Source organism: Methyloversatilis sp. XJ19-49 (assembly GCF_024580145.1).
Classification (GTDB): domain Bacteria; phylum Pseudomonadota; class Gammaproteobacteria; order Burkholderiales; family Rhodocyclaceae; genus Methyloversatilis.
The window spans coordinates 224,628-247,597 of the sequence record NZ_JANINI010000003.1 but is presented as its reverse complement, the minus strand read 5'-3'; the positions used below and the strand labels follow the sequence as shown (position 1 = coordinate 247,597).

Genomic DNA, 22,970 nt, shown 5'->3' with positions numbered 1-22,970 from the left:
TCCGTGGGCGGTGCGTGGAGCGACCGGGTTCTGGTTGATTCGGTTGTATTCGGTTTGCGTTCAGTCAGCGTGCGGTCGGACCTGACGCCGCCCTGCCCTGCGCGTGCAGGGTTCAGGGCGGCGGCGCAGCCGGCTTACTGGCAGGCTTCGCAGGTCGGGTCGTCGATGGCGCAGAACTTGGGTTCGGCTTCGCTCGGCACGGCATTGAGCTCGCCGCCGCGGCCGGTCGACTTCTCGGCGTGCGTGGCGCCCATGGCGCGCAGGTAATACGTGGTTTTCAGGCCGCGCAGCCAGGCCAGCTTGTAGGTTTCGTCGAGCTTCTTGCCCGAGGCGCCGGCCATGTAGATGTTCAGGCTCTGCGCCTGGTCGATCCACTTCTGGCGGCGCGACGCGGCTTCGACCAGCCATTTCGGCTCGACTTCGAAGGCGGTGGCGTACAGGCTGCGCAAATCGGCCGGAATGCGGTCGATGCGCGACAGCGAGCCGTCGAAATACTTCAGGTCGGCGACCATCACTTCGTCCCACAGGCCCATCTTCTTCAGGTCGCGCACCAGGTGCTCATTCACCACGGTGAATTCGCCCGACAGGTTCGATTTGACGAACAGGTTCTGGTAGGTCGGCTCGATGCTGGCGTCGACGCCGATGATGTTCGAAATGGTGGCGGTCGGCGCGATGGCGAGGCAGTTGGAATTGCGCATGCCGTAGTTGGCGATGCGGCTGCGCAGCGCGCTCCAGTCCATCGTGACCGAACGGTCGACTTCGAGGTAGCCGCCGCGCTCTTCGGCCAGGATGTCGAGCGAGTCGTGCGGCAGGATGCCGCGGTCCCACAGGCTGCCCTTGTAGCTGGCGTAGCGGCCGCGCTCTTCGGCCAGTTCGGTCGAGGCCCAGTAGGCGTAGTAGGCGACGGCTTCCATCGAACGGTCGGCGAATTCGACCGCGTCGTCGGAGGCGTACGGCGTGCGCAGTTCGTGCAGCGCTTCCTGGAAGCCCATCAGCCCCATGCCGACCGGGCGGTGCTTCAGGTTCGAATTGCGCGCCTTGCCGACCGAGTAGTAATTGATGTCGATGACGTTGTCGAGCATGCGCATCGCGGTGCGGATGGTCTTGCGCAGCTTGTCGTGGTCGAGCACCTTGTTGCCCTGGCCGTCGTCCTTCAGGTGGGCGACCAGATTGACCGAACCGAGATTGCACACGGCGATTTCGGTGTCGGAGGTGTTCAGCGTGATTTCGGTGCAGAGATTCGAGCTGTGCACCACGCCGACATGCTGCTGCGGCGAGCGCAGGTTGCACGGATCCTTGAAAGTGATCCACGGGTGGCCGGTTTCGAACAGCATCGACAGCATCTTGCGCCATAGCGCGACCGCCGGCATCTTCTTGAACACACGGATTTCGCCGCGCGCGGCCTTCTCTTCGTAGCGGGTGTAGGCGGCTTCGAAGGCGCGGCCGAACAGGTCGTGCAGATCGGGGCAGTCGGACGGCGAGAACAGCGTCCATTCGGCGTTTTCCATCACGCGGCGCATGAACAGATCGGGAATCCAGTTCGCGGTGTTCATGTCGTGCGTGCGACGGCGGTCATCGCCGGTGTTCTTGCGCAGTTCGAGGAATTCCTCGATGTCGAGGTGCCAGCTTTCCAGATAGGCGCACACCGCGCCCTTGCGCTTGCCGCCCTGATTCACTGCGACGGCGGTGTCATTGACCACCTTCAGGAAGGGCACGACGCCCTGGCTCTTGCCGTTGGTGCCCTTGATGTGCGAGCCCAGCGCGCGCACCGGCGTCCAGTCGTTGCCCAGACCGCCGGCGAACTTGGCCAGCAGCGCGTTCTCCTTGATCGCCTCGAAGATGCCGTCGAGGTCATCCGCCACCGTCGTGAGGTAGCACGACGACAGTTGCGGGCGCAGCGTGGCGCTGTTGAACAGCGTCGGCGTCGAGCTCATGAAGTCGAAGCTGGCCAGCAGCTGATAGAACTCGATCGCACGCGCTTCGCGGTTGATTTCGTTCATCGCGAGGCCCATGGCGACGCGCATGAAGAACACCTGCGGCAGTTCGATGCGGCGGTCGCGGATGTGCAGGAAGTAGCGGTCGTAAAGCGTCTGCAGGCCGAGGTAGTTGAAGCGCAGGTCGTTGCGGTGGTCGAGCGCGGCGCCCAGCTTGGCGAGGTCGAACTGCGCCAGCTTCGGGTCGAGCAGTTCGGCTTCGATGCCCAGCTTGATGTAGCGCGGGAAGTAGTCCGCGTAGGCGGTGGCCATCGCGCCCTGCGACGTTTCTTCGCCGAGCACTTCGGCGCGGATCGTGTGCAGCAGCAGGCGGGCGGTGACGTAGCCGTAGGCCGGGTCGTTCTCGATCAGCGAGCGCGCGGCCAGGATGGCCGACTTGCGCACTTCATCGACCGGCACGCCGTCGTACAGGTTGGTCAGCGTGGCGTCGAAAATGGTGGCGACCGACACGACGTCACCCAGGTTTTCGCAACTGTCCTGGATCAGCGTGCGCAGCGCTTCGCGGTCGAGCGGCATGCGGCGGTCGCCATCGACCACGTGCAGCACCGGCTGCTCGATCGATGCTTCAACGGCCTGCTGCTTCTGCGCGCGTTCGGCGGAACGCTTTTCACGATAGAGCACATAGGCGCGGGCCACGTCGTGCTCGGCCGAGCGCATCAGCGCCAGTTCGACCTGGTCCTGGATGTCTTCGATATGGAAGGTGCCGCCGTGCGGCAGGCGGCGCAGAAGCGCGCCGACGACCGCGTCGGTCAGTGCGGCAACCTGTTCGCGCACACGCGCCGATGCCGCGCCCTGCCCGCCATTCACGGCCAGGAAGGCCTTGGTCATGGCGATGGAAATCTTGGCCGGCTCGAACGCCACCACGGCACCGTTCCTGCGGATGATCTTGTAATCGGTGTGCGCACTGTGCGCGGCGGCCGACGACTCGAGGCTGATCTGGTCCGGCGTGCCGGACAGTGAACGGTTGCTGCCGTGTTCGGCGGTGATTTGCATGCGTACATCTCCCTGGAGAACCGCAGCCACGCTGCGGCGGAATGAATCTGGAGGTGGGGAAGTGTGCTCTTCGACCACTACCTATAGTGGTTCAAGCGGTTTGAGCTACTAAGTGTAGTGATGCGACCCGGACACCGCAAGCGCTTTTTTCCGTCCGCGGCGAATCCGCCGGAAACGCTTCAGGGGCGCGGGATACCGACCGCCGACCAGTCGAAACAGGCGCCCGGGTCGGTCTTTCGACCGGGTGCCACATCCGAATGACCTACGACATCGGCAATCGGATGGCGCTGGCGCAGCGCTGCGATCAGCGCGCGGGCGCGCGCGTACTGGGCCGCTTCGAAGGGCAGCACGTTGCAGCCTTCGAACTCGATGCCGACCGAAAAATCGTTGCAGCGGCTGCGCCCCTGCCAGCTCGATACGCCCGCATGCCAGGCGCGCTCGAGGGTGGACACGAACTGCAGCAGTTCGCCGTTGCGCCGCACCACAAAGTGCGATGACACCCGAAGCGCCGAGATATCAACGAAGTAGGGATGCGCCGATGGGTCGAGCCGGTTGGTGAACAGGTGTTCGATCCACGGCCCGCCGAAATCGCCCGGCGGCAGGCTGATGCTGTGCAGCACGACAAGCGACACCGGCGCATCTTCCGGCCGCGCATCGCGATTCGGAGAATCGACCCGCCGCGCCGCTGCGCACCAGCCGTCGGCGTCGATGAAGTGGTCAGTCATGCCGCAGCGCCCTCTGGTGCATCCGACGCGGGCGCGAAGCCGCGCAAGCGCGGCTTCGGGAGATTTCCCTGGGTGGCTTGCCCCGGTGGGTGCTGTTCCTGTGGGAGCTGCGATCCCGCCCGCACGGGCCTTGTGGGAGCGGCGGCCCCGCCGCGATACGCACTTTGCACAACGATTATCGCGGCACCGATCGCGGCGGGGCCGCCGCTCCCACAGGCCGCTCCCACAGGCCGCTCCCACAGGGAGCTGGTGCCGATCACAGCGCCCACAGGTGGTGCCGCTTCCACATCCGCTGCCCGTCCGTCACTCATTGATGCCCAGCCGCTGCAGGCGGTAGCGCAGCGAGCGGAAGGTGACGCCGAGCAGGCGGGCGGCGGCCGTCCGGTTGTAGCGGGTCTTGCGCAGGGCGTCTTCGATGGCGGCGCGTTCCATGCGGTCGAGATAGTCCTGCAGCGGCAATTCGCCGGCCAGGTCGGCGGGAGCGTCGTCGGCGGCCGGCATCAGGCCGAGGTCGGCGGCGTCGATCTGTGCGTCGGCGCTCAGCGCATAGGCGCGCTCGAGCACGTTTTCGAGCTCGCGCACATTGCCGGGGAAAGGGTAGGCGCACAGCGCGTCGATCGCGGCGCGCGTGAGGACCGGGTGCGCATTGTCGGGTGCGGCGATGCGCACGAGCAGGGTCTGCGCAAGCTGCGGAATGGATTCGCGGCATTCGCGCAGGCTGGGCATGCGCAGTTCGAGCACATTGAGGCGATAGAACAGGTCCTGCCGGAAGCGGCCGTCATCGACCATCTGCTTCAGATTGCGGTGGGTGGCGCTGATCAGCCGGATGTCGGTCGGCTCTTCGCTGCGCGCGCCGACCCGGCGCACCGACTTTTCCTGGATTGCGCGCAGCAGCTTCACCTGCATCGAAAGCGGCAGATCGCCGACTTCGTCGAGAAACAGCGTGCCGCCCTTCGCAGCCTGGAAATAGCCTTCGCGGTCGGCATCCGCACCCGTGAAGGCACCCTTGGTGTAGCCGAAGAATTCCGACTCGACCAGGGTTTCGGGAATGGCGCCGCAATTGACGGCGATGAACTGCCCGGCACGGCGTGCACCCAGTTCGTGGATGAGCCGGGCGGCGCGCTCCTTGCCGCTGCCCGATTCGCCCTGGATGTTGACCGGCGCACTGCTGCGCGCCAGTTTGGTGATCATGTCGCGCACATGCACCAGCGCCGGCGCGTCGCCGACCAGCGCGTCGGCGCCCTGTGCCGGCGAGGCGGCATTGCGGCCCGGCAGGTCGAGCGCCGAGCGCACCAGCGCGCGCAGCTGTTCGATCGACACCGGCTTGGCGAGGTAATCGAAGGCGCCCGCCTTCAGCGCGGCCACGGCGTTGTCCATGCTGCCGTAGGCGGTGATGACGGCCACCGGCAGGTCGCGATGGTGTTCCGCGATGTGGCGCACCAGATCCATGCCTTCGCCGTCGGGCAGGCGCATGTCGGTCAGGCACAGCGCAAACTGTTCGCGCGCGAGGAAGTCGCGCGCCTGTTCGACGGTGCCGGCGAGCGAGGCGTGCAGGCCCATGCGGGCGAGCGACATGTCGATCAGCTCGCGCAGATCGTCTTCGTCGTCGACCACCAGCACTTTCAGCTCACGTTGTGATCGCCGACGTTCCATGCACCGTCCCAGCTTCTGTTCATGCCGCGTACGCGGAAGTGCGCCCCCGGCGAATTATCCACGAAGTCCAGCCGCGCCCCGTTGGCTTCGCACAGTTCGCGCGCGATGTAGAGGCCGAGGCCGGTGCCCTTGCTGTGCGTGGTGAAGAAGGGCTCGAACAGGTGCGTACGCACCGCGATGTCGATGCCCGGGCCGTCGTCGAGCACTTCGATCAGCGTTGCGTCGTCTTCGCCGCGCACGATGATGCGCACGGATTCCAGACCCTGGCTGGCGTAGCGCAACGCATTGACCACCAGATTCCACAACACCTGATGCAGATGGCCGCGATCGAACCAGATCGCGCCCGATGCCGGTGCGTCGATGCGCACGCGGCTGCGTACCGATGCATCGCGCATCGCCAGTTCTTCGACGAAGCTGCGTGCATAGCTGGCGACATCGAGCAGTTCGGGTTCGGCCCGGTCGCGACGGCCGAGTTCGAGCACGTCGCTGACCAGGCGATCAAGCCGCAGGCTGTTGTCGCAGATGATGCGGGTGAGTCGCGCCTGCGTTTCGGCGCGGCGCTCTTCCTGCAGCAATTCGGCCGCCTGCGTGATGGCCGAGAGCGGATTGCGGATTTCATGCGCCATGCTGGCCGTCAGCCGGCCGAGCGCGGCGAGCTTGATCTGGCGCGCCTGTTCGCGCAGCCGCGCCAGATCCTCGATGAACACCAGGTGACCGCCCTGCTCGCCCGCCGGAACGCAGCGCACGCGCACCGCCGCCGGGCGCGCCGGCAGGTCGAGCACCATGACCCGTTCGCGGTCGGCCGACGCGATTCCGGACAGCAGGTCGTCGAGCGCGGGAGAGAAGTCGGCCAGCGTGACCGGCCGCGGCATGGCGGGGTCGAGCAGTCGACGTGCCTGCGGATTGGCCTGCCTTACGCGGCCATCGGGATCGACCACCAGCACGCCATCTTCCATGTCGCGGATGACACGCTCGTTCACCCGCATCTGCTCGGCCAGGTCGCGCCCGCGCTCGCGCGCCAGCAACTCGTTGGCGATGACGCGGCGGGCCAGCAGGCGCACCGCGATGGCCGTGGCGAAGAAGCCGATGCTGATGGTGCCGACCTGCACGAAGGTGGTCGCGTCATCGGCCGTGGTGATCGCCTGTATCGACTGTTCGAACAGCATGGCGATACTGGCCACCGCAGCGTAGAACACCGCCAGCCGGCCCTGCCCGACCAGCGCCGCAAAGGCGAGCACAACCACGTGCATGAAGGGCAGACCGCTGCTCGCACCGCCGCTTGCGTAGGTGAGCAGGGTCAGAAAAAGGATGTCGGCCAACACACCCAGCGTAAGCCGACCGCCGGATGTCGGCAGCACGCGGTCGGCGCCGAGCATGGTCACCAGCGCGAAAGCCCAGTACGCGAGCGCAGTGCGCGAGAACAACACTTCGTTGTAGCGGCCGAAGCTGATGTCGCCGGCGAAGCCGAGCACGATGGCCAGCAGCACCGACGTCATCAGCAGCCGGTACAGGCTGAAGTAACGCAGCGGCGTCAGGGACGACAGGCTGACGCTGTCGTCGTCGGCCGCCGCCGCTGGGTCAGCGACCGTCGTCGTGCGCATCCGCATGCGCGTCCCGGTGCTCGATGGAACAGTAATGTCGCTCGCCCGCAGACAGCGCCTCGCCTTCCGGCAGGCGCAGGCCACAGTGCGCGCACTGGACGATCTGCTCGATCGCCTTCGTCTCGGGCTTGCGTTCGACCGGATCGGGTTTACGTGTCTTCTTGAAGAACCACAGCCAGGCGACCAGCGCCAGCAGTGCAAAAAAGAGGATTCGGGTCATCGTTGCGCGAAAAGGTCGGGTTCGGCGGATGCCGCGGCAACGCGCAACAACCGCGTCGCCTGAACCGCCCGCCAAGCTTACGGCGCAGCCGCGATTTGCGCGAGCCCCAGCGGGTCGCCGGGCAACGTGTGATCGACACGGCAATCCGCCAGAGGCCTGCGACTTCAGGGCGCTGATATCGAAGTCGCTGTGGGAGAAACAAAAAAGCCACCTCGGAAGGTGGCTTTTTCGCGGGATTCTTGGTCGGGGAAAGAGGATTCGAACCTCCGGCCCCTGCGTCCCGAACGCAGTGCTCTACCAGGCTGAGCTATTCCCCGATCTGCACGGCCGGTAACCCGTGCAGCACTGCTATTCCGTCGCCCTGCGGCAACGAGGCGCGCATTATGCTAGAACTCGCGCTCAACTGCAAACGCTGCGAGCTCAAACAGACTCTGCATGTATTCGTTGGACGGCAAACCCTGCAGCGCAGCGCTTGCCAGCGCCGCTTCGGCACGTGCGTGACTGCGTGCTGCATCGATCGCACCGCTGGCAACGACCGCTTCGAGCACGGCGGCCCAGTCGTCGCGCCCGCCCTCTTCGATCGCATGCCGCACGGCGGCCACCTGCGGCGGCGTGCCGTTCTTCATGACGTGGATCAATGGCAGCGTAGGTTTGCCTTCCGCCAGATCGTCGCCGAGATTCTTGCCGATGGATTGTTCGTCGCCGGAATAATCGAGCACGTCGTCGATCAGCTGGAAAGCGGTGCCCAGGTGCATGCCGAAGCGCGCAAAACGCGCTTCGACTTCGGGCGTCGAACCTGCCAGCAACGCGCCCAGCCGGCTGGCCGCCTCGAACAGCTTCGCCGTCTTGTAGCGAATGACCTGCAGGTAGCGCTGCTCGTCGACGTCGGCGTCGTGGCAGTTGAGCAATTGCAGCACTTCGCCTTCAGCGATCACATTGGTGGCCTCGGCCAGCACCGCCTGCACCCGCATGCTCCCCACGCCCACCATCATCTGGAAGGCGCGCGAGTAAAGGAAATCGCCAACCAGCACCGACGCGGCATTACCGAACAGCGCATTGGCGGTTTTGGCACCGCGGCGCAATTCAGATTCGTCGACCACGTCGTCGTGCAGCAGTGTCGCCGTGTGGATGAATTCGACGACCGCCGCCAGTTCGGTGCGATGCGCACCGGTGTAGCCGCAGGCGCCTGATGTCAGCAGCACCAGCGCCGGACGCATCCGCTTGCCGCCTGCACCGATGATGTACTCGGCCACCTGACGCACGAGCACGACCTCGGAATGCAGCCGCTCGCGGATGACCACGTCGAGCTGGCTCATGTCGTCGGCGATCAGGCTGTAAAAACGGTTCAGGGAAGACAAGGCAGCTGGCCGACGCGGAAAAACGCGGATGGTAGCAGCGCACGCCCGCCCGTCAAGTTGGTGCATGCACCCCCCTTTGACTTTGACGCTGGGGCTCGGATATACTTATTGATTCCCTTAAACCTTATTGGGGTTACACATGTACGCGGTCATAAAAACCGGTGGCAAGCAGTATCGCGTTGCCAGCGGCGAAAAAATCAAGGTAGAACAGATACCTGCGGATGTGGGCTCGGAAATCGTGATCGACCAGGTTCTGATGGTCGGCGAGGGCGAATCGGTCAAGATCGGTGCGCCCCTGGTTGCCGGTGCCAGCGTTCGTGCAACGGTGCTCACACAAGGGCGCCACAAGAAGGTGACGATTTTCAAGATGCGCCGCCGCAAGCATTTCCAGAAGCATCAGGGGCATCGTCAGAATTACACCGAGCTGCGCATCGAAGCCATCAACGGCTGAGAGTGTTGACAGTGCGCTGGCCGCACTGAGCGTATTCAGGAGAGCATGAAATGGCACACAAAAAAGGCGGCGGCAGTACGCGTAACGGTCGCGATTCAGAGTCGAAGCGTCTTGGCGTCAAGAGCTACGGCGGTCAGCTGATTTCGGCAGGCAGCATCATCGTTCGTCAGCGTGGCACCGAATTCCACCCGGGCGACAACGTCGGCATGGGCAAGGACCACACGCTGTTCGCGAAGATCGAGGGCGTTGTACAGTTCTCCGTCAAGGGCGCAACCCGCCGTCGCGTAGTGACCATCGTTCCGGCTGCAGCCTGATTCAGGCTTGACGGAACCGAGGCCCTGCCCCCGAGGCAGGGCTTTTTGTTTGTGCCGCTGGCACAACACGGTAGTGCACTGAGACGGCGTTCTCGTTGTATCCAGCATTGATCCAGTCAGGTGTGAAGCGAAATGAAGTTCTTTGACGAAGCGAAGATAGAAGTCATCGCCGGTGACGGTGGAAATGGCTCTGCCTCGTTCCGGCGCGAAAAATTCATTCCGTTCGGCGGGCCCGACGGTGGTGATGGTGGTCGCGGCGGCAGTATCTGGGCCATCGCCGATCGCAACCTGAACACGCTGATCGATTTCCGCTACACGCGCATGTTCAAGGCCGACAGCGGTGCCAACGGCCGAGGTGCCGACTGTTACGGCCGCGGCGGCGAAGACCGCGAGTTGCGCATGCCGGTCGGCACGACGATCACCGATCTGGCGACCGGCCAGGTCATCGCCGACCTCGACCGAGACGGCGCGCGTGCGCTGATCGCCAGGGGCGGTCGTGGCGGTCTGGGCAATCTGCATTTCAAGTCGAGCACCAATCGCTCGCCCAAGCAGACCACGCCGGGTGAGGAAGGCGAGCGGCGCGAACTGAAGCTGGAGCTGAAGGTGCTCGCCGATGTCGGTCTGCTCGGCATGCCGAACGCCGGCAAGTCGACCTTCATCCGCGCTGTTTCCGCGGCGCGACCCAAGGTGGCCGATTATCCCTTCACCACGCTGGCTCCGAACCTCGGCGTGGTCCGGGTCGATGAGTCGCGCAGTTTCGTGCTGGCCGACATTCCCGGCCTGATCGAAGGTGCCGCGGAAGGCGCCGGCCTGGGTCACCAGTTTCTTCGTCACCTGCAGCGCACGCGCCTGCTTCTGCATCTGGTCGACATCGCACCGTTCGACGAGGCGGCTGACCCGCTGCATGACGCGCGCGCCATCGTCGAGGAACTGCGCCGTTACGACGATGCGCTTTACCAGAAACCGCGCTGGCTGGTGCTGAACAAGCTCGACCTGATCCCCGAAGACGAACGTGCAGCGCGCGTGAAAGCTTTCGTCGACGCATTCGGCGCCGAGCGGGTCTTCACCATTTCGGCGCTTACGCGCATCGGCTGCGACGGCCTGTGCTACGCCGTTATGGACCACGTTGAAGCCACGCGCCCGCCGCCCGAACCGGAGCCTGACGTGCGCGATCGCGACATCACTGAACCCGCCGACGAGAGCGACGATGAGAGCGCGAATTGAGCGAGCGAAACGGCTGATCGTCAAGGTCGGCAGCGCGCTGGTCACCAACAACGGCGCCGGGCTGGACCTCGGCGCACTGCAGGAATGGGCGCGCCAGATTGCCGCATTGCGTACCGAGGGGCGCGAAGTGCTGCTGGTGTCGTCCGGTGCCATCGCAGCCGGCATGCAACGCCTGGGCTGGGTCGCACGGCCACATGCGATGCACGAATTGCAGGCTGCCGCCGCGGTCGGCCAGATGGGTCTGGCACAGGCCTACGAAGGAGCCTTCTCCGGCTACGGTCTGGTGTGCGCGCAGGTACTGCTGACGCACGAAGACCTGGCCGACCGCACGCGCTACCTGAACGCCCGCTCGACTCTGTCCACGCTGATGGAACTGGGCGTGGTGCCGGTCATCAACGAGAACGACACCGTCGTCTACGAAGAAATCAAGTTTGGCGACAACGATACGCTGGGCGCGCTGGTCGCCAATCTGACCGAGGCCGACTGCCTGATCATCCTGACCGACCAGAATGGACTTTATACCGCCGACCCGCGCAAGGATCCGGCCGCCACGCTGATCAGCGAGGGCGATGCCGACGACGCGCGCTTCGAAGCCATGGCCGGTGGCGCCGGCAGCGGCATTTCGCGCGGCGGCATGATCACCAAGGTACGCGCTGCACGGCGCGCCGCGCGCAGCGGCGCCGATACGGTGATCGCCAGCGGCCGCGAACCCGATGTGCTGCTCAGGCTGGTGCGCGGCGAAGCACTGGGGTCGTATCTGAAGGCCGGCAGTTCGCCGCTTGCTGCACGCAAGCAGTGGCTGGCCGATCATCTGCAGATGGTCGGCACGGTCACGCTCGACGAAGGCGCCGCACGCGCACTGCGTCAAGGCAGAAGTCTGCTGCCGGTGGGTGTGATCGACGTGCAGGGCCAGTTCGAGCGCGGCGCCGTCGTGGCGTGCCGCGATGCCCAGGGCAATGAACTGGCGCGCGGGCTGATCAATTATTCGGCGTCGGAGACGCGCCGCATTGCACGCCGCGCCTCGTCGGAGATCGAGGCGCTGCTTGGCTACATCGACACCGAAGAACTGATCCACCGCGACAACATGGTGCTCGCCTGAACGCTTTGGTGCGCTGTGCTCTCACTCACCGGGTGGCAGCGGCAGACTGAGCGACAGCTGGGTGCCATGTCCCGGCGCGGGACCTATGCGGAAACTCCCTCCCAGCGCATCGGCGCGGTACTTCATGCCGAGCAGACCGTGCGACCCGGTCTTGCCGCGTGATCCCACGGCGATGCCGATGCCGTCGTCGACGATTTCCAGCGCGATCTTCCCTTCCGCAACCGACAACGTGATCGTCACACGGCTGGCCTGCGCGTGCTTGCGGATATTGGTCAGCGCCTCCTGCACGACGCGGTAGATCGCGATCCCGCGGTCGCGGTCAAGTTCAAGCTCGTCGGGCAGCTGCAGCACCAGCTCGAAGGGGGCCGACGCGCGGTTTTCATCGGCCAGCGCTTCGAGTGCAGGCAGCAGGCCCAGATGCGTCAGCACCGTCGGCACCAGGCCTTCGATGACGCGCCGCTTGATCTGCACGCCCTGCTCCAGGATGTCGCACACGCGGGCCAGAGAATCGACGTCCGGACTGCCCTGCTTGCGCGCGCGGCGCAGCAGCATTGACGCTTCCATCCGGCTGGCCGTCAGAATGGAGCCGAGCTCGTCATGCAGCTCGCGCGCCAGCGACGACTTCTGCCGCTCGGCTTCGGTCTGCAGATGACTCGCCAGTTCCGACAGCTCCTCGGTACGCACGCGCACCAGTGCATCAAGCTCATCGCGCGCCTCGCGCAGCCTGTTCGCCGTGGCCAGTTCGACCTGACTGCGCATCGAGTAGGCGCGCAGCAGCAGGATGAGCAGCAGCACGCCGATCGCGACGACTGCGATGGCCACACTGCGCTGACGTTCGATCTCCTCGCCCAGGAGCGCCATCTGCTCTTCCAGATAGGCGCGCTCGGTCTTCACCAATGGTTCGAGCGCATCGCGCAGCGGCTCCTGCGCAACCACCGGCGGCAGGAACACATCCATCACCTCGACCGGACTTGCACTGGCCGGCAGCGCCCGCAATCGCTTGAGTTCTTCTGTTTCGGCAACACCGACGCTGCGCACGAGGGCGATCCGCTCCGGATCGATCTGGCGACGCATCGCCCAGCCGACCACCTCGTCCGCCGCACTGGCCAGACGCTGCGCCGCGATCAGGTGCTGCTGAAGATGGTCGACGGAGGGCTCTTCTATATAGCGGGCTTCGGTCAGCATGACCTGCGCGTTGTCGAACACCAGATCGTTCAGTGCCGCGAGCGACAGGCGCGAGGCATCGATTTCCTCACGCGCACGCTGCATCGACTGGAAGGTGGTTTCGGAGATCACCGTGAAGGCGATGCCCACCGCGACGACCAGCAGGGCGCCCCAGCGGAAGCGCGCCAGCCGCATCAGTACGCTGTCGGTCAGCCGCTCGGCACCGCCGGTCGCCGACTCCGCCTTGCGCGCCGCCCGCGACAGGCCTTCGGTGATGACGCGGCGACGCTCCGAGCCGGTTGTCGTACGGCGCTCGACGTCAGACATATCCGACGCCCTGCCGATAACGCGGACGACAGCTGACGGCAAGGCGAGGCCCTATCGTCAACCCATGAGCTCCGACGCAGGCGTCGGGCAAGAAAAGTGGTCCATTCACCGAGGAGGCTGCCATGCTGCACTATGCCCTTATATTCTTCATCGTTGCCCTCATTGCCGCCCTGTTCGGTTTCGGCGGGATTGCCGCCAGTGCAGCGGGTATAGCAAAAATACTGTTTTTCGTCTTTCTGGCGCTGACGCTGGCATCCTTCGTACTCGGGCTGTTCAGACGCTGAGCGTCTGCAGCCTGCAGCACCCACTGAAGGAAACCGACCATGAACAAACGACGCATCCTGCTCGCGGACGATCACCAGATCGTCCGCAACGGCCTGCGCCAGCTCATCAATGGCGAAGCCGATCTCGAGGTCTGCGCGGAAGCGGCAACCAGCGCGGAAACGCTGACCCTGCTGCGCCAGCAGGACTTCGATGTGCTGCTGCTCGACATTTCGATGCCCGATCGTGACGGCATGGATACGCTGCGCCTGCTGCGTACCCATCGTGCCGACCTGCCGGTACTCATCATCAGTGCCTACGCAGAAGAACAATACGCGCTGAACATGCTGCGGGCCGGCGCCAATGGCTACATCCGCAAGGATGCCGACGTGGACGACATCCTGACCGCCATCCGCACGGTGCTGCGCGGCCGTCGCTACGTCAGCGATGTCGTGGCCGACCTTCTGACGCAGCGGCTCAATGGCGACAACGATGCGCCAGCGCATCAGCAGCTGTCGGAGCGCGAGTTCCAGGTTCTGCACAAACTGGCCACCGGCAAGTCGGTCACCGAAATCGCCGAAGAACTGTTCATCAGCGTCAAGAGCGTCAGCACCTATCGCAGCCGCCTGCTGACCAAACTGAATCTGAAGAGCAATGCCGAACTGACGTACTACGCACTCAAGAATGGATTGATAGAGTGAGGGCGTCTGTCGGCCCCGACCTACAGTTCACCGGGAGCGTTCATGCGAAACTCGCGCTCCCGGGCCTTGCCCCCTGACGTACGACACCGCCGTGGAATGGCCCCGCTCTCCCTCCGAAGCCGCACGGCAGCGCCCGATCCGGGTGCTGCTGGTCGAAGATTCTCCGCTTATCCGCAAGCATCTGGTTGCTCTGCTTGAAGACAGCGAGGGAATCAGCGTGAGCGACGAAGTGGACACCGAGGGGGCGGCAATCGCCGCGCTCGACAGCAACAGCTTCGATGCCGCCGTGGTTGATCTGCAACTGCGGGAAGGCAGCGGATTCGGTGTGCTGCAGCATCTGAAGCACCACTACCCCGACTTGCTCGCGGTCGTACTCACCAACAGCAACACGCCCGCCATGCGCGCACGCAGCCTGGCGCTCGGCGCCCATCACTTCCTGGACAAATCGAGCGAATTCGACCGCGTGGCCGAACTGCTCGAAGCCCTGCGCTGACGGTCGGACGGGCGTTGCGGCGGGCGCACAATCATCCTGATGGCCCCGGGCTGACTCACTCTTCGGTCCGCACCCATCCGGCCGGCTGAAATTCCCGGACGGATCGGGCCTCCGACACAGGGCGCCCCGGCCCGGTTGAGTTGAAGGATCAAGACATCGCATTCGGCCCATTCAGTCGTCAGCGGTGGATGCTCGAAGCTCGACTGCAAACCCTGTCTTCGCGCGCCACATGCGGAGGCCTGCTTACGCGCGCAGCTGGATACAGACGCGGCGTGGTCGTGGACGATTAGCGGTCGTGGGTCGCATGCGCAGGCACGACGCATGCAATGCAGCCGCATCGGGCCCGGGTATCTCTGCTGCACCGGCAAGAATTCACACGTCAATCATTTCCTCCCGACCCGTGTCTTCGATGCCGGCACAAGGCGCGCACGGCGTTCCGCGTCCAGGCCGGACGACGCATGCATGTCGGTGTCGACCATGCCGGCATCCAGGTCGCGCTTGGCCTGGACCATCACAGGGTCAGGCTCCACGGCGATGGGGTCGGGCGACTCATCCCGTTCGTGCGGCAACGCCAGGCCGCTCGCGGGTGCATGGGTTCGGGTGGTGCGCGGCGGCGTGGCCACCTGCCGTCCGACAGGACGTCTCGTGTTTGAGCTTCTCGGCATATGCAACCTTGTTCTGGTGGTCAATGATCGGACAGGGGAAACCGCGTGCGGCTGACTGCCGGGGTGGTGCTGCGTGAATGCACCTGGACTTCTCCGAGCGGCGGCGTGCGCAGGCTGCGCGACGCACACAGCCTGCACGGGCAGTTCCCGGTAAATCCGTGGCCGGATGGATCATGTTCGGCCCGCTGCTCGAAAAGGTCTGTGCGACCGCCCACATGGTCAGAGCTGGGTGCCGATGACCGACGCCAGCCACTCGCCCGCCCTCTCGCGTACAGGCCGCGCTTCCCACTGCGCGAAGGTCACGGGTCGGGCCAGCGCGAGATCGGTTTCGAAAGCAGCGGTCTGGGCGCGGGCGAATGCGCTGTCTACGATGTTGAGCGTCGCTTCGTCATTGAGGCGAAACGACCGGTTGTCGAAATTGGTCGAACCGACCGAGGTGAGCAGACTGTCGACGATCATCAGCTTGCAGTGATACATCGTCGGCGCGTACTCGGCGATGGTTGCGCCGGCTTTGAGCAGCGGCCCCCAGGTGGCCCGCGACGCGCTGCGCACGGTGTCGCTGTCGATGTGCTTGCCGGGCACCACGATGCGTAGCCTGACGCCACGCTTCAATGCCTCGACGAGCGCTTGCAGCGTCAGCGCGTCCGGCACGAAGTACGCAGCAGACAGATCGATGGAACGCGATGCCGCGGTGATGGCGAGCAGGTACATCAGCTGCATGCTTTCGCTGCCACCGCTGGGCGAACTGCTGAACATCTGCGCCGATACGGCGCCCGCGGGTGTCAGCGCCGGGAAGTAGTCGGATCCGTGCAGGACGTCGCCGGTGACCTTGATCCAGTTGTCGATGAAGATCGACTGCATCTGCGCCACCACGGGACCTTCGACTTCAAAATGCGTGTCGCGCCAGTGCCCGGGATCCTGCGCACGGCCGGTCCATTGTGGCGCGATGCCCACGCCGCCCGTGAAGCCGATGCGGCCGTCGACGACCAGCAACTTGCGGTGCGTCCGGTTGTTCATGCGCCCGAGATGCGACCAGTGCAGTGGATGAAACCGCCTGACCTGAACTCCGGCCTGCTCCATCACGGCCATCAGGCTGTCGTCCATCTTCGCGCTGCCGACCCAGTCAAGCAGCACATGAACCTTCACACCACTGCGCGCGCGCTCGGCCAGCGCTTCGGCAAACTCGCGGCCGATCGCGCCCGACCAGTAGATGTAAGTCTCGAAGGTGATGGATACGCGTGCGCCGCGGATCGCGGCCAGCATTGGCGGAAAGATTTCGTCGCCATTGAGTAGCGCGCGCACCTTTGTTCCCTGCACAAAGGGCGGTCCGAGCAACACGCCGAGTTCGTGCACGAATCGGGGATCGTCGAGCGCGTACAGACGTTCGATGCGGCGCTCTATCTTCGTTTCGCCACCGACGAAGTTTGCGATCAGCAAGCCGGCGATCCCGCACAGGCCGGCCAAGACAACAGCGGTGAAAATCCGGCGGGGCATGTGACGCATCTGTCTGCGGCTGACCGGCGGGTCAGCGCTTGCGCCCGGGTTTGGCTTTCGGCGCGGTCGGCGCAAGCGCGTCGGCAGTCGCCGCCTTCACCCGTCGCCGGGCCTGTGCAGTCGCGTGTCCGCGCAAGGTGCCTGCGACGCGATTCACCGTGCTCAGCCACAGGCTCATGACAGGTTTCTTTTTCAGCCAGGGGTTCGCCATCTGGGTCCTTCGGCTGTCGCGGCAAGCGCCGGACTGATGTTGTCCGTATCGGGAACGCCCCGGGAAGTCGAACCGCGGAACGCGCAACCCGGGTCCGGGCGCTGTGGAACGCGTAGCAGAACCCCGTCTGACGGGTATTCGACGAAGCGGCTGTCGGTGTTCGTCACGATGTCTGACGACAGGAGGCGCTGCCCGGTGCGTACGCATGCGGGTCAAACAAACACGCCCGGGGATCCCGGCATCACTCTGATGCACAGGGCGAGCTGCCACCGTCTGCCAGCGAACCAAACCTCGAAAAGATCAAATCGCTTCGACGGCGGACAGCAGGCGATCGTATTCCTGCTTCACCACGCGATAGCGCTCGCAGGCGCGGTGCTCGAGCGCCGGACGGTCCAGCACCCGGATGTGGCCGCGCGCGTATTGAATGATGCCGCCAGCCTGCAGCAAGTACGTTTCTTCCGTCATCGATCGGGGTGCTGTGGCTCAAGCTGCAGCCGGCAATCCCGCGCCGGTCGAGCTGCATGCATTGTTTCGATCACAACACCCGGTGCGCAAAGATGCAAAAACACCATACCCATATATTTTTTCGTCATAACACTGATGCGCACTGGGAACTGCCAACGCATGCCAGCGAAGAAACCCTGAAACAATCAGGCCGCCTGGACGGCGGGCAGAAGGCGATCGTATTCGCGCTTCACCACGCGATAGCAGTCGCATGCGTGGGCTTCAAGACCGGCGCGGTCCAGCACCCAGATATGGCCGCGTGCGTAGTGGATGATGCCGGCGGCCTGCAGCCTGAGCGCCGCTTCGGTCACACCCTCCCGGCGCACGCCCAGCATGTTGGCAATCAATTCCTGAGTCATCAATAACTCGTTGCCGTGCTGGCGGTCCAGGCTTTGCAGCAGCCAGCGACAAAGGAGCTGGTCCACCGAATGGTAGCGGTTGCACATTGCCGTGTGGCTTATCTGGGTGAGCAGGGCCTGCGTGTAGCAAAGCATCAGGTACTGGACGCGGCCGGAGCGTTCGAATGCGGCATTGACGGCATCTGCGCGAAGCCGGTAGCCGCTGCCTGCGCTGCAGACCTCGTCGCGGATGGGCATGGATGCGCCCCCCAGGAAGACGCAGATCCCCACCGCGCCTTCACGGCCCACGACCGCGATCTCCGACGACGCGCCGCCTTCCGTCGTGTAGAGCAAAGAGACGATGGCGCTGGTCGGGAAATAGACGAATTTCCGCTGCATTCCAGACTCGTGGATGACCTTGCCCAATGGCAAGTCCACCCAATCGAGATGCGGCGACAACAGCTGTAATTCTTCATCGGGCAGAGAGGCCAGCAATTGGTTCTCATGCACGTAGTCAAGTGCGAACATTTCTCGATCCTCCAGAGTGGCGTCCTGCAAGACATGACTTACTCGTCGGACTTACCCCGCGAACTATCCCGAAACGCTGCAGTTATGACTGTTCGATACCGAACATAGGTAATTGCCGACCTGACCGGTGCTCCGCCCGATTTCCATGTGTCAGTACCGCTGCCGATTACACAACCAAAGCGGCGTGTTCAAGGGTTCGAGAAACCGGATCAGCCACTTGTTCAACCACTCAACGCGCGCCGTTGCTGAAGGAAGCCCCGGCGGCAGCACCTTCCACACGGCATTCAGGCACGATGGACCCGGCGCAGAACTTGTGAAGAGCACCGGGTATGTCCCATTTTTTTCCCGCTGTGCGCTTACGCCCTTCCGGTCTCTGCATGCGGCTCGGACCTGAGCGTCGGGCAACGCGTCGCACGCGCGTCGCTCGTCTTTCGTCGACCTGCCGAACTGCACCAAACCACCCACCGCTCACCGCTCAGAAGTCGACGCGCGCACGCAGCCACGCCAGCCGCCCCGGCTCGTTAACCCTTTCGGTCAGCACCAGCCCGGCCGGCTGAAAGCCACCGGTGCGGCTGATGTGTTCGGCGTAGGCGCGGTCGAACAGGTTGTCGACACCGGCGCTCAGCACGATTCCCTGCATCGCCTGCCAGCTCAGCATCACGCGCACCGTGGCAAAGCCCGGCGTCTCTCCGAGGTCGGTACCGAGCGCATTGCCGAAGCCCACATGGACGCGGTCCTGCCGCTGCACCAGCCGGACACCGCCGCTCACGCTGAACGTGGGGCGCAGGTATTCGAGTCCGAGTCGCATCTCCGCCGGCGAGGTCTGGGCGAGCGGAACGTCCTGCGTGAGGTTGTCGGCCCGCGTCCATGCCACGGAACCCACCGCATGCAGATCACCGACAACCCGCAGTCGCGCGTCCAGCTCGGCACCGACGCGACGCGCTTCCACATTGCGCGCGGTGATGCCCTGCTCTGCCAGGATGAAATCGCCGATCCGGCTGTGGAAGGCGTTCAAGGCGACATGTGTGTCGCCGGCGCGCCAGTTCATCCCGGCGTTGATTTCGCGGTTGGTTTCGGCGTCGATGCGGAAGGCGGCGAAGCTTGCCCGCTCGAGATTGGAGGCGGCGCGCTGTGCGACACCGAAGGCGATGAAGCCGTCGAGCGACGGATCGATCTGCCACTGCAGCCGCATGAAGCCGGAACGCAGCGTTTCGGTGCGTTCCTCGCCACTGCCCGGCAACAGCTGGGTGCCGAGGAAGTTGCGCAGCTCACCCGCCTGCGTGTGCAGACGATCGACGCGCAGGCCGGCACGCAGCGTGACGGTGTCGCGACGATGGGTCGCTTCGGCGAACGCACCCTGCGAGCGCGCGTCGAGGCTGTAGAACGAGGTCAGCGAAGCGGTCGACAGCGGACAGTTGTCGGTGCCGGTGAAACAGATGCGGGTGGTGCGGAAGTTGTCACCTTCATGCTCGTCGTCGCGCAGATCGGCGCCCGCCAGCACATCGGTGACCGGATCAAGGTCGAAGCGCGCACTCAGGCGGGCCGTGCGGCCGGTGTAATCCTGGCGCATCAGCAGCGTCGGAAACTGATCGAGAAAGCCGGGCACCAGTTCGACCGGCTTGATCGGGCGATAGGTGTAATCGTCCATCAGATGATTCACGTGCTGCCAGCGCACCGAAAATTCCAGCGCCGACAGCGTCCGGCCGGGTCTGCGATGCGTAAGTTTCGCGCCCCAGACCGAGCGCTTGAAGCGCGTGCCATCCATGTGAAACGCCGGAAAGCCGGCGATTGCGTCACCATTCTCGATGTCGACTTCGACGTCGGTGTCCGGGCCAAGCCGCGCACCGGCGGCAAGCGTTGTCGAATGCCTCGAGTAAAAGGACTGGAAGCGGCGTCCCGCGCCATCGCGGTAATCATCGGAATCGTTGCGTACGGCACCGGCCCGCAACCAGAACTGCTCGCCCGACCAGCTGTATTCGGCAGACAGGTCAAGCCGGTCGAAACCGCTGCGACCGACAGCCGCCCGCAGCCGGCTGCCCTGCGCGGGCTCGGGCGGCAGGCGCTGCACGCGTATCTGGCCGGACAGCGCCGGGCCGAACTGCACGGTATTCGGTCCCTTGACCACGGTCAGCACGTCATAGCTGTCGGGCTGCAGATAGGAGGTCGCCGGGTCCATGCCGTGATTGCAGGCGGCATCCGCAACGGCATCGTTCACGACGATGGGCAGACGCGCGCCGCCCAGTCCGCGCAGGAAGGCGCTGCCGGCCGTGCCGCCGACCCGGCTGATGTTGAAGCCGGTGATGTCGCGCAGCAGCTCCGACGCATCGCTGTGCGAACGCGGCACTTCACGCAGGTCGACCACGGTGTCGGGCGCGCCATTGCTGCGCGCGGCAGTAATGCTGACAGTCGGCACAACCGGCTCTGCGGCGGCAGCGGTCGACCACAGCAAAAGGAACAGGCCGCGCGTCCGGATGGAAAGCTTGGATGTCATCGATAGGGGCCGCCCGCCGGCACACCGACGGGCGCAGCGGCGGGCGGCATCTTCATCAGCAGCGTCGGGCCGCGCGGCGCGCCGCGAAAGCCGTCAGGCCGAGACCGCCCAGCAGCAGCGCCCAGGTCTGGGGTTCCGGGACCGGCGGGGGGCTCACTTCATGTTCGAAAGCCACGGCGACGCGGATCTGGTTGCGCAACGGGTCACCCATGCCGGGCATTGCGACGTGGTGATACATCGACCCGTTCAGATTCAGCCAGAGGCTGTTTTCGTCATGCGAAAAATGCAGCGACGGCTCGAACCCCTCGATCAGGTTGCCGCTCTGGCCACTGAAGTAGCTGGTGTTGCTGATCGTGGCGGATTCGATCGGTTCGAGCACGTTGGCGGCGTCGAACACGCGAAAGCCGATGAATTCGGGCGAACCGAAATTCATGAAATCGATGCTGCCGGTGTAAGTGAAAGCCAGACCGCTGTCGAAGATGTCAACGCTCCACGAAGACGTACCGGCTGAATTGAGGCTGATCTTCGGTATTTCGACGGAATTGCTGACGCTGACCACGAAGGTCTGCAGCGCCTGGAAGCCCGCGCCGAGACCGAGATCGAGACCGTACTGGACGGTGACGGCATGGTCTTCGAAACTGGCGTGCGCACGCGCGGCCGAGGGCGCGAATGCAGCGGCGGTGAGGACGACTGCGACGAAACTGCGTGAAAGTGCATTTCTCATGATGGGTATTCCTTTCGTTCGAATGTATGAGGCGGATCGGTCAGCCCGATCCGCATGCTTGAACCGACAGTGCGCATCCACTCAGATAAGCGCGGCGCGGCGGCGCGCGATCAGCCCGATCAGGCCGAGGCCGGCGAGCATCAGCGCCCAGCCTTCGGGCTCGGGCACGGCGGTGACCGACAGCGCTGCGGAAAAGCCACGCTGCGCCGTACCGGCGTCGAAGTCGATGTACGGGCTGGCATAGCGCGCGCCGCCCACGATCAGGCTGTAGCTGCCGGCGGCCAGCGTGAAACTGGCCGAGACGGTGCCGTCGGCGCTGCCGTCGCCGGTGATGTCGATCACCTTGTCACCGTTGACGTCGACGCCGGCGCCATCCACGGCCTGACCGATATAGCCCAGCCGGGCCGACGCCCAGCCTGACGCACCCACTTCGGCCAGTTTGTTGCCGAGCCAGAAATCGCCGCTGGCGTTGAAAGCGCCTTCACGCGTCCCGGTGATGCCGGCGCCGAGGTAGTTCGGATTCAGCGTGGGCAGGAAGCCCGGATGATTGGCGAGGTAGTCCGGATGGTCGCCGCCTTCGAAGGCCGCTGCCGGTGCCAGTCCGCTGTACAGCGAAAAGCCCGGGATCAGGTCACCCAGGGCGGTCAGCGTATTGCCGCCGCTGAGGTAGTCGAAGCTCGCGGCGCTGACCGTCAGCGTGACGACCGATGCTTCGGTGAGCGTGAACTTCGCCCAGCGCAGGCGGTGGCTGTCACCCCAGTCGGCATCGGCGCCATCGGCCCAGCCGAAATCAGACGTGACGCGCTGGTTCGACAGCGTCCAGGTCTTGCCCGCCTGCACGCCATTGGCGAGGAAGTCGCGCGTGCTGTAGCTGACATGGGCGAAGGCCGAACCGGAAAACAGACCGGCGAGCGCGGCCACGATGATTCTGTTCTTCATGAAAAGTACTCTCCTTGATGATTCCAGGTGCGCTGCGCAGTGCTGGCTTCAGCGCACGGAAGCGCACGACATCCATCCTCAGGCAGTAGCCGGAGGTCGGTGCCGGACGATTTGGCAGGTGAATCAGGAGAGCGGTGGGGGCGCGCGCGGCTGCCAGTGCGCACCGGTTTCGATCCGGTGCCCGGTATCGATGGCGCGCGTGATCGGCGCGTCGGACCGGCCTGATCGGGTGAGCGGAAATGGAAGCAGTGGAGGCGACAGCGCGACAGCCGAGACGCACAGCGCGCAATGCTGTCCGTGCGACACCGTGTTGCCCGAGCCGCCCCGGATGTCGCCGGCGCCCGCTGCCGACACGCTGCAGATTTCGTCGAATGGCGTGGCGACGCGAACGGCGCCACCCAGCGACGCCATGAAAAACTGCAGGACGAACACGCACAGCAGTCCCCACGCCAGCTTGAGCCGGCGTGCGGTGCAGGGAGGGCGCGCGTATCGGCTCAC

Annotated in this window: 23 protein-coding genes and 1 tRNA gene; 7 read left to right on the top strand and 17 right to left on the bottom strand. The window is 64.8% G+C overall.

The window, feature by feature from the left end; translation table 11 throughout:
• Positions 1 to 134: 134 nt before the first annotated feature.
• The 7 genes from NMQ16_RS05650 to NMQ16_RS05620 all read right to left on the bottom strand — a co-directional run bounded on the left by NMQ16_RS05650 (position 135) and on the right by NMQ16_RS05620 (position 8,502).
• A complete protein-coding gene (locus NMQ16_RS05650) occupies positions 135 to 2,987 on the bottom strand; it encodes a ribonucleoside-diphosphate reductase subunit alpha (RefSeq protein WP_257079534.1) in 2,853 nt (950 codons plus the stop codon).
• 179 nt (positions 2,988 to 3,166) lie between these two features.
• Positions 3,167 to 3,712: a 1,6-anhydro-N-acetylmuramyl-L-alanine amidase AmpD gene (gene ampD, locus NMQ16_RS05645; RefSeq protein ID WP_257079533.1), complete on the bottom strand. Its 546-nt coding sequence runs from the start codon at positions 3,710 to 3,712 to the stop codon at positions 3,167 to 3,169.
• 303 nt (positions 3,713 to 4,015) lie between these two features.
• The gene (locus NMQ16_RS05640; protein WP_257079532.1) at positions 4,016 to 5,365 is read right to left on the bottom strand and encodes a sigma-54 dependent transcriptional regulator; all 1,350 of its coding nucleotides are present in this window, start codon (positions 5,363 to 5,365) and stop codon (positions 4,016 to 4,018) included.
• Positions 5,335 to 6,966: a PAS domain-containing sensor histidine kinase gene (locus NMQ16_RS05635; RefSeq protein WP_257079531.1), complete on the bottom strand. Its 1,632-nt coding sequence runs from the start codon at positions 6,964 to 6,966 to the stop codon at positions 5,335 to 5,337. The genes NMQ16_RS05640 and NMQ16_RS05635 overlap by 31 nt, the downstream gene beginning before the upstream one ends.
• Positions 6,944 to 7,186 carry a PP0621 family protein gene (locus NMQ16_RS05630; protein WP_257079530.1) on the bottom strand — a complete coding sequence of 81 codons (243 nt, stop codon included), beginning with the start codon at positions 7,184 to 7,186 and terminating at the stop codon, positions 6,944 to 6,946. Before NMQ16_RS05630 ends, NMQ16_RS05635 begins: the two co-directional genes overlap by 23 nt.
• A gap of 240 nt (positions 7,187 to 7,426) precedes the next feature.
• Positions 7,427 to 7,503 (bottom strand) — tRNA-Pro (locus NMQ16_RS05625).
• Positions 7,504 to 7,572: 69 nt separating this feature from the next.
• Entirely contained in the window at positions 7,573 to 8,502 is a 930-nt protein-coding gene (locus tag NMQ16_RS05620; protein WP_257079632.1) for a polyprenyl synthetase family protein, read from the bottom strand.
• Positions 8,503 to 8,683: 181 nt separating this feature from the next.
• Between NMQ16_RS05620 and rplU the strand changes: the two genes are divergently transcribed.
• From rplU to proB, 4 genes are all read left to right on the top strand, one after another.
• A complete protein-coding gene (rplU, locus tag NMQ16_RS05615) occupies positions 8,684 to 8,995 on the top strand; it encodes a 50S ribosomal protein L21 (RefSeq protein ID WP_069038061.1) in 312 nt (103 codons plus the stop codon).
• Positions 8,996 to 9,045: 50 nt separating this feature from the next.
• A complete protein-coding gene (gene rpmA, locus NMQ16_RS05610) occupies positions 9,046 to 9,309 on the top strand; it encodes a 50S ribosomal protein L27 (protein ID WP_257079529.1) in 264 nt (87 codons plus the stop codon).
• Positions 9,310 to 9,441: 132 nt separating this feature from the next.
• Entirely contained in the window at positions 9,442 to 10,533 is a 1,092-nt protein-coding gene (gene cgtA, locus NMQ16_RS05605; RefSeq protein WP_257079528.1) for an Obg family GTPase CgtA, read from the top strand.
• Entirely contained in the window at positions 10,517 to 11,632 is a 1,116-nt protein-coding gene (gene proB, locus NMQ16_RS05600; RefSeq protein ID WP_257079527.1) for a glutamate 5-kinase, read from the top strand. Before cgtA ends, proB begins: the two co-directional genes overlap by 17 nt.
• Before the next feature lie 21 nt (positions 11,633 to 11,653).
• Here proB and NMQ16_RS05595 read toward each other — a convergent pair whose 3' ends face one another.
• Positions 11,654 to 13,123, bottom strand: a complete 1,470-nt coding sequence (locus NMQ16_RS05595) for a sensor histidine kinase (protein WP_257079526.1) — start codon at positions 13,121 to 13,123, stop codon at positions 11,654 to 11,656.
• A gap of 122 nt (positions 13,124 to 13,245) precedes the next feature.
• Here NMQ16_RS05595 and NMQ16_RS05590 point away from each other — a divergent pair, with 122 nt between their 5' ends.
• From NMQ16_RS05590 to NMQ16_RS05580, 3 genes are all read left to right on the top strand, one after another.
• Positions 13,246 to 13,407: a DUF1328 domain-containing protein gene (locus NMQ16_RS05590; protein WP_083223920.1), complete on the top strand. Its 162-nt coding sequence runs from the start codon at positions 13,246 to 13,248 to the stop codon at positions 13,405 to 13,407.
• 39 nt (positions 13,408 to 13,446) lie between these two features.
• Positions 13,447 to 14,085 carry a response regulator transcription factor gene (locus NMQ16_RS05585; RefSeq protein ID WP_257079525.1) on the top strand — a complete coding sequence of 213 codons (639 nt, stop codon included), beginning with the start codon at positions 13,447 to 13,449 and terminating at the stop codon, positions 14,083 to 14,085.
• A gap of 91 nt (positions 14,086 to 14,176) precedes the next feature.
• The gene (locus tag NMQ16_RS05580) at positions 14,177 to 14,578 is read left to right on the top strand and encodes a response regulator (protein WP_257079524.1); all 402 of its coding nucleotides are present in this window, start codon (positions 14,177 to 14,179) and stop codon (positions 14,576 to 14,578) included.
• Positions 14,579 to 14,961: 383 nt separating this feature from the next.
• Here the strand turns inward: NMQ16_RS05580 and NMQ16_RS05575 are convergent, their stop codons facing one another.
• The 9 genes from NMQ16_RS05575 to NMQ16_RS05535 form a co-directional block, all read right to left on the bottom strand.
• On the bottom strand, positions 14,962 to 15,201 hold the full coding sequence (locus tag NMQ16_RS05575) for a hypothetical protein (RefSeq protein ID WP_257079523.1): 240 nt from the start codon (positions 15,199 to 15,201) through the stop codon (positions 14,962 to 14,964).
• A gap of 261 nt (positions 15,202 to 15,462) precedes the next feature.
• On the bottom strand, positions 15,463 to 16,680 hold the full coding sequence (locus NMQ16_RS05570) for a phosphatidylserine/phosphatidylglycerophosphate/cardiolipin synthase family protein (RefSeq protein ID WP_257079522.1): 1,218 nt from the start codon (positions 16,678 to 16,680) through the stop codon (positions 15,463 to 15,465).
• 88 nt (positions 16,681 to 16,768) lie between these two features.
• On the bottom strand, positions 16,769 to 16,915 hold the full coding sequence (locus NMQ16_RS05565; RefSeq protein WP_257079521.1) for a hypothetical protein: 147 nt from the start codon (positions 16,913 to 16,915) through the stop codon (positions 16,769 to 16,771).
• Between the two features lie 333 nt (positions 16,916 to 17,248).
• Positions 17,249 to 17,413, bottom strand: coding sequence for a hypothetical protein (locus tag NMQ16_RS05560; protein ID WP_306441692.1), 165 nt, complete (start codon positions 17,411 to 17,413; stop codon positions 17,249 to 17,251).
• A 185-nt stretch (positions 17,414 to 17,598) separates the two neighbouring features.
• Positions 17,599 to 18,318: a Crp/Fnr family transcriptional regulator gene (locus NMQ16_RS05555; protein ID WP_257079520.1), complete on the bottom strand. Its 720-nt coding sequence runs from the start codon at positions 18,316 to 18,318 to the stop codon at positions 17,599 to 17,601.
• A 475-nt stretch (positions 18,319 to 18,793) separates the two neighbouring features.
• Positions 18,794 to 20,809: a TonB-dependent receptor domain-containing protein gene (locus NMQ16_RS05550; protein ID WP_257079519.1), complete on the bottom strand. Its 2,016-nt coding sequence runs from the start codon at positions 20,807 to 20,809 to the stop codon at positions 18,794 to 18,796.
• A 55-nt stretch (positions 20,810 to 20,864) separates the two neighbouring features.
• Positions 20,865 to 21,533 (bottom strand): PEP-CTERM sorting domain-containing protein, encoded by a 669-nt coding sequence (locus tag NMQ16_RS05545; RefSeq protein ID WP_257079518.1) that lies wholly within the window; start codon positions 21,531 to 21,533, stop codon positions 20,865 to 20,867.
• Between the two features lie 81 nt (positions 21,534 to 21,614).
• Positions 21,615 to 22,472, bottom strand: a complete 858-nt coding sequence (locus NMQ16_RS05540) for an FxDxF family PEP-CTERM protein (protein ID WP_257079517.1) — start codon at positions 22,470 to 22,472, stop codon at positions 21,615 to 21,617.
• Between the two features lie 123 nt (positions 22,473 to 22,595).
• Positions 22,596 to 22,970, bottom strand: coding sequence for a DUF2946 family protein (locus NMQ16_RS05535; RefSeq protein WP_257079516.1), 375 nt, complete (start codon positions 22,968 to 22,970; stop codon positions 22,596 to 22,598).

Bases quoted from the DNA above. Each gene is read 5' to 3' on its own strand.
- NMQ16_RS05650 (WP_257079534.1), bottom strand. From the start codon at position 2,987: ATGCAAATCACCGCCGAACACGGCAGCAACCGTTCACTGTCCGGCACG.
- ampD (WP_257079533.1), bottom strand. From the start codon at position 3,712: ATGACTGACCACTTCATCGACGCCGACGGCTGGTGCGCAGCGGCGCGG.
- NMQ16_RS05640 (WP_257079532.1), bottom strand. From the start codon at position 5,365: ATGGAACGTCGGCGATCACAACGTGAGCTGAAAGTGCTGGTGGTCGAC.
- NMQ16_RS05635 (WP_257079531.1), bottom strand. From the start codon at position 6,966: ATGCGCACGACGACGGTCGCTGACCCAGCGGCGGCGGCCGACGACGAC.
- NMQ16_RS05630 (WP_257079530.1), bottom strand. From the start codon at position 7,186: ATGACCCGAATCCTCTTTTTTGCACTGCTGGCGCTGGTCGCCTGGCTG.
- NMQ16_RS05620 (WP_257079632.1), bottom strand. From the start codon at position 8,502: ATGAGCCAGCTCGACGTGGTCATCCGCGAGCGGCTGCATTCCGAGGTC.
- rplU (WP_069038061.1), top strand. From the start codon at position 8,684: ATGTACGCGGTCATAAAAACCGGTGGCAAGCAGTATCGCGTTGCCAGC.
- rpmA (WP_257079529.1), top strand. From the start codon at position 9,046: ATGGCACACAAAAAAGGCGGCGGCAGTACGCGTAACGGTCGCGATTCA.
- cgtA (WP_257079528.1), top strand. From the start codon at position 9,442: ATGAAGTTCTTTGACGAAGCGAAGATAGAAGTCATCGCCGGTGACGGT.
- proB (WP_257079527.1), top strand. From the start codon at position 10,517: ATGAGAGCGCGAATTGAGCGAGCGAAACGGCTGATCGTCAAGGTCGGC.
- NMQ16_RS05595 (WP_257079526.1), bottom strand. From the start codon at position 13,123: ATGTCTGACGTCGAGCGCCGTACGACAACCGGCTCGGAGCGTCGCCGC.
- NMQ16_RS05590 (WP_083223920.1), top strand. From the start codon at position 13,246: ATGCTGCACTATGCCCTTATATTCTTCATCGTTGCCCTCATTGCCGCC.
- NMQ16_RS05585 (WP_257079525.1), top strand. From the start codon at position 13,447: ATGAACAAACGACGCATCCTGCTCGCGGACGATCACCAGATCGTCCGC.
- NMQ16_RS05565 (WP_257079521.1), bottom strand. From the start codon at position 16,915: ATGAGCCTGTGGCTGAGCACGGTGAATCGCGTCGCAGGCACCTTGCGC.
- NMQ16_RS05560 (WP_306441692.1), bottom strand. From the start codon at position 17,413: ATGACGGAAGAAACGTACTTGCTGCAGGCTGGCGGCATCATTCAATAC.
- NMQ16_RS05555 (WP_257079520.1), bottom strand. From the start codon at position 18,318: ATGTTCGCACTTGACTACGTGCATGAGAACCAATTGCTGGCCTCTCTG.
- NMQ16_RS05550 (WP_257079519.1), bottom strand. From the start codon at position 20,809: ATGACATCCAAGCTTTCCATCCGGACGCGCGGCCTGTTCCTTTTGCTG.
- NMQ16_RS05545 (WP_257079518.1), bottom strand. From the start codon at position 21,533: ATGAGAAATGCACTTTCACGCAGTTTCGTCGCAGTCGTCCTCACCGCC.
- NMQ16_RS05540 (WP_257079517.1), bottom strand. From the start codon at position 22,472: ATGAAGAACAGAATCATCGTGGCCGCGCTCGCCGGTCTGTTTTCCGGT.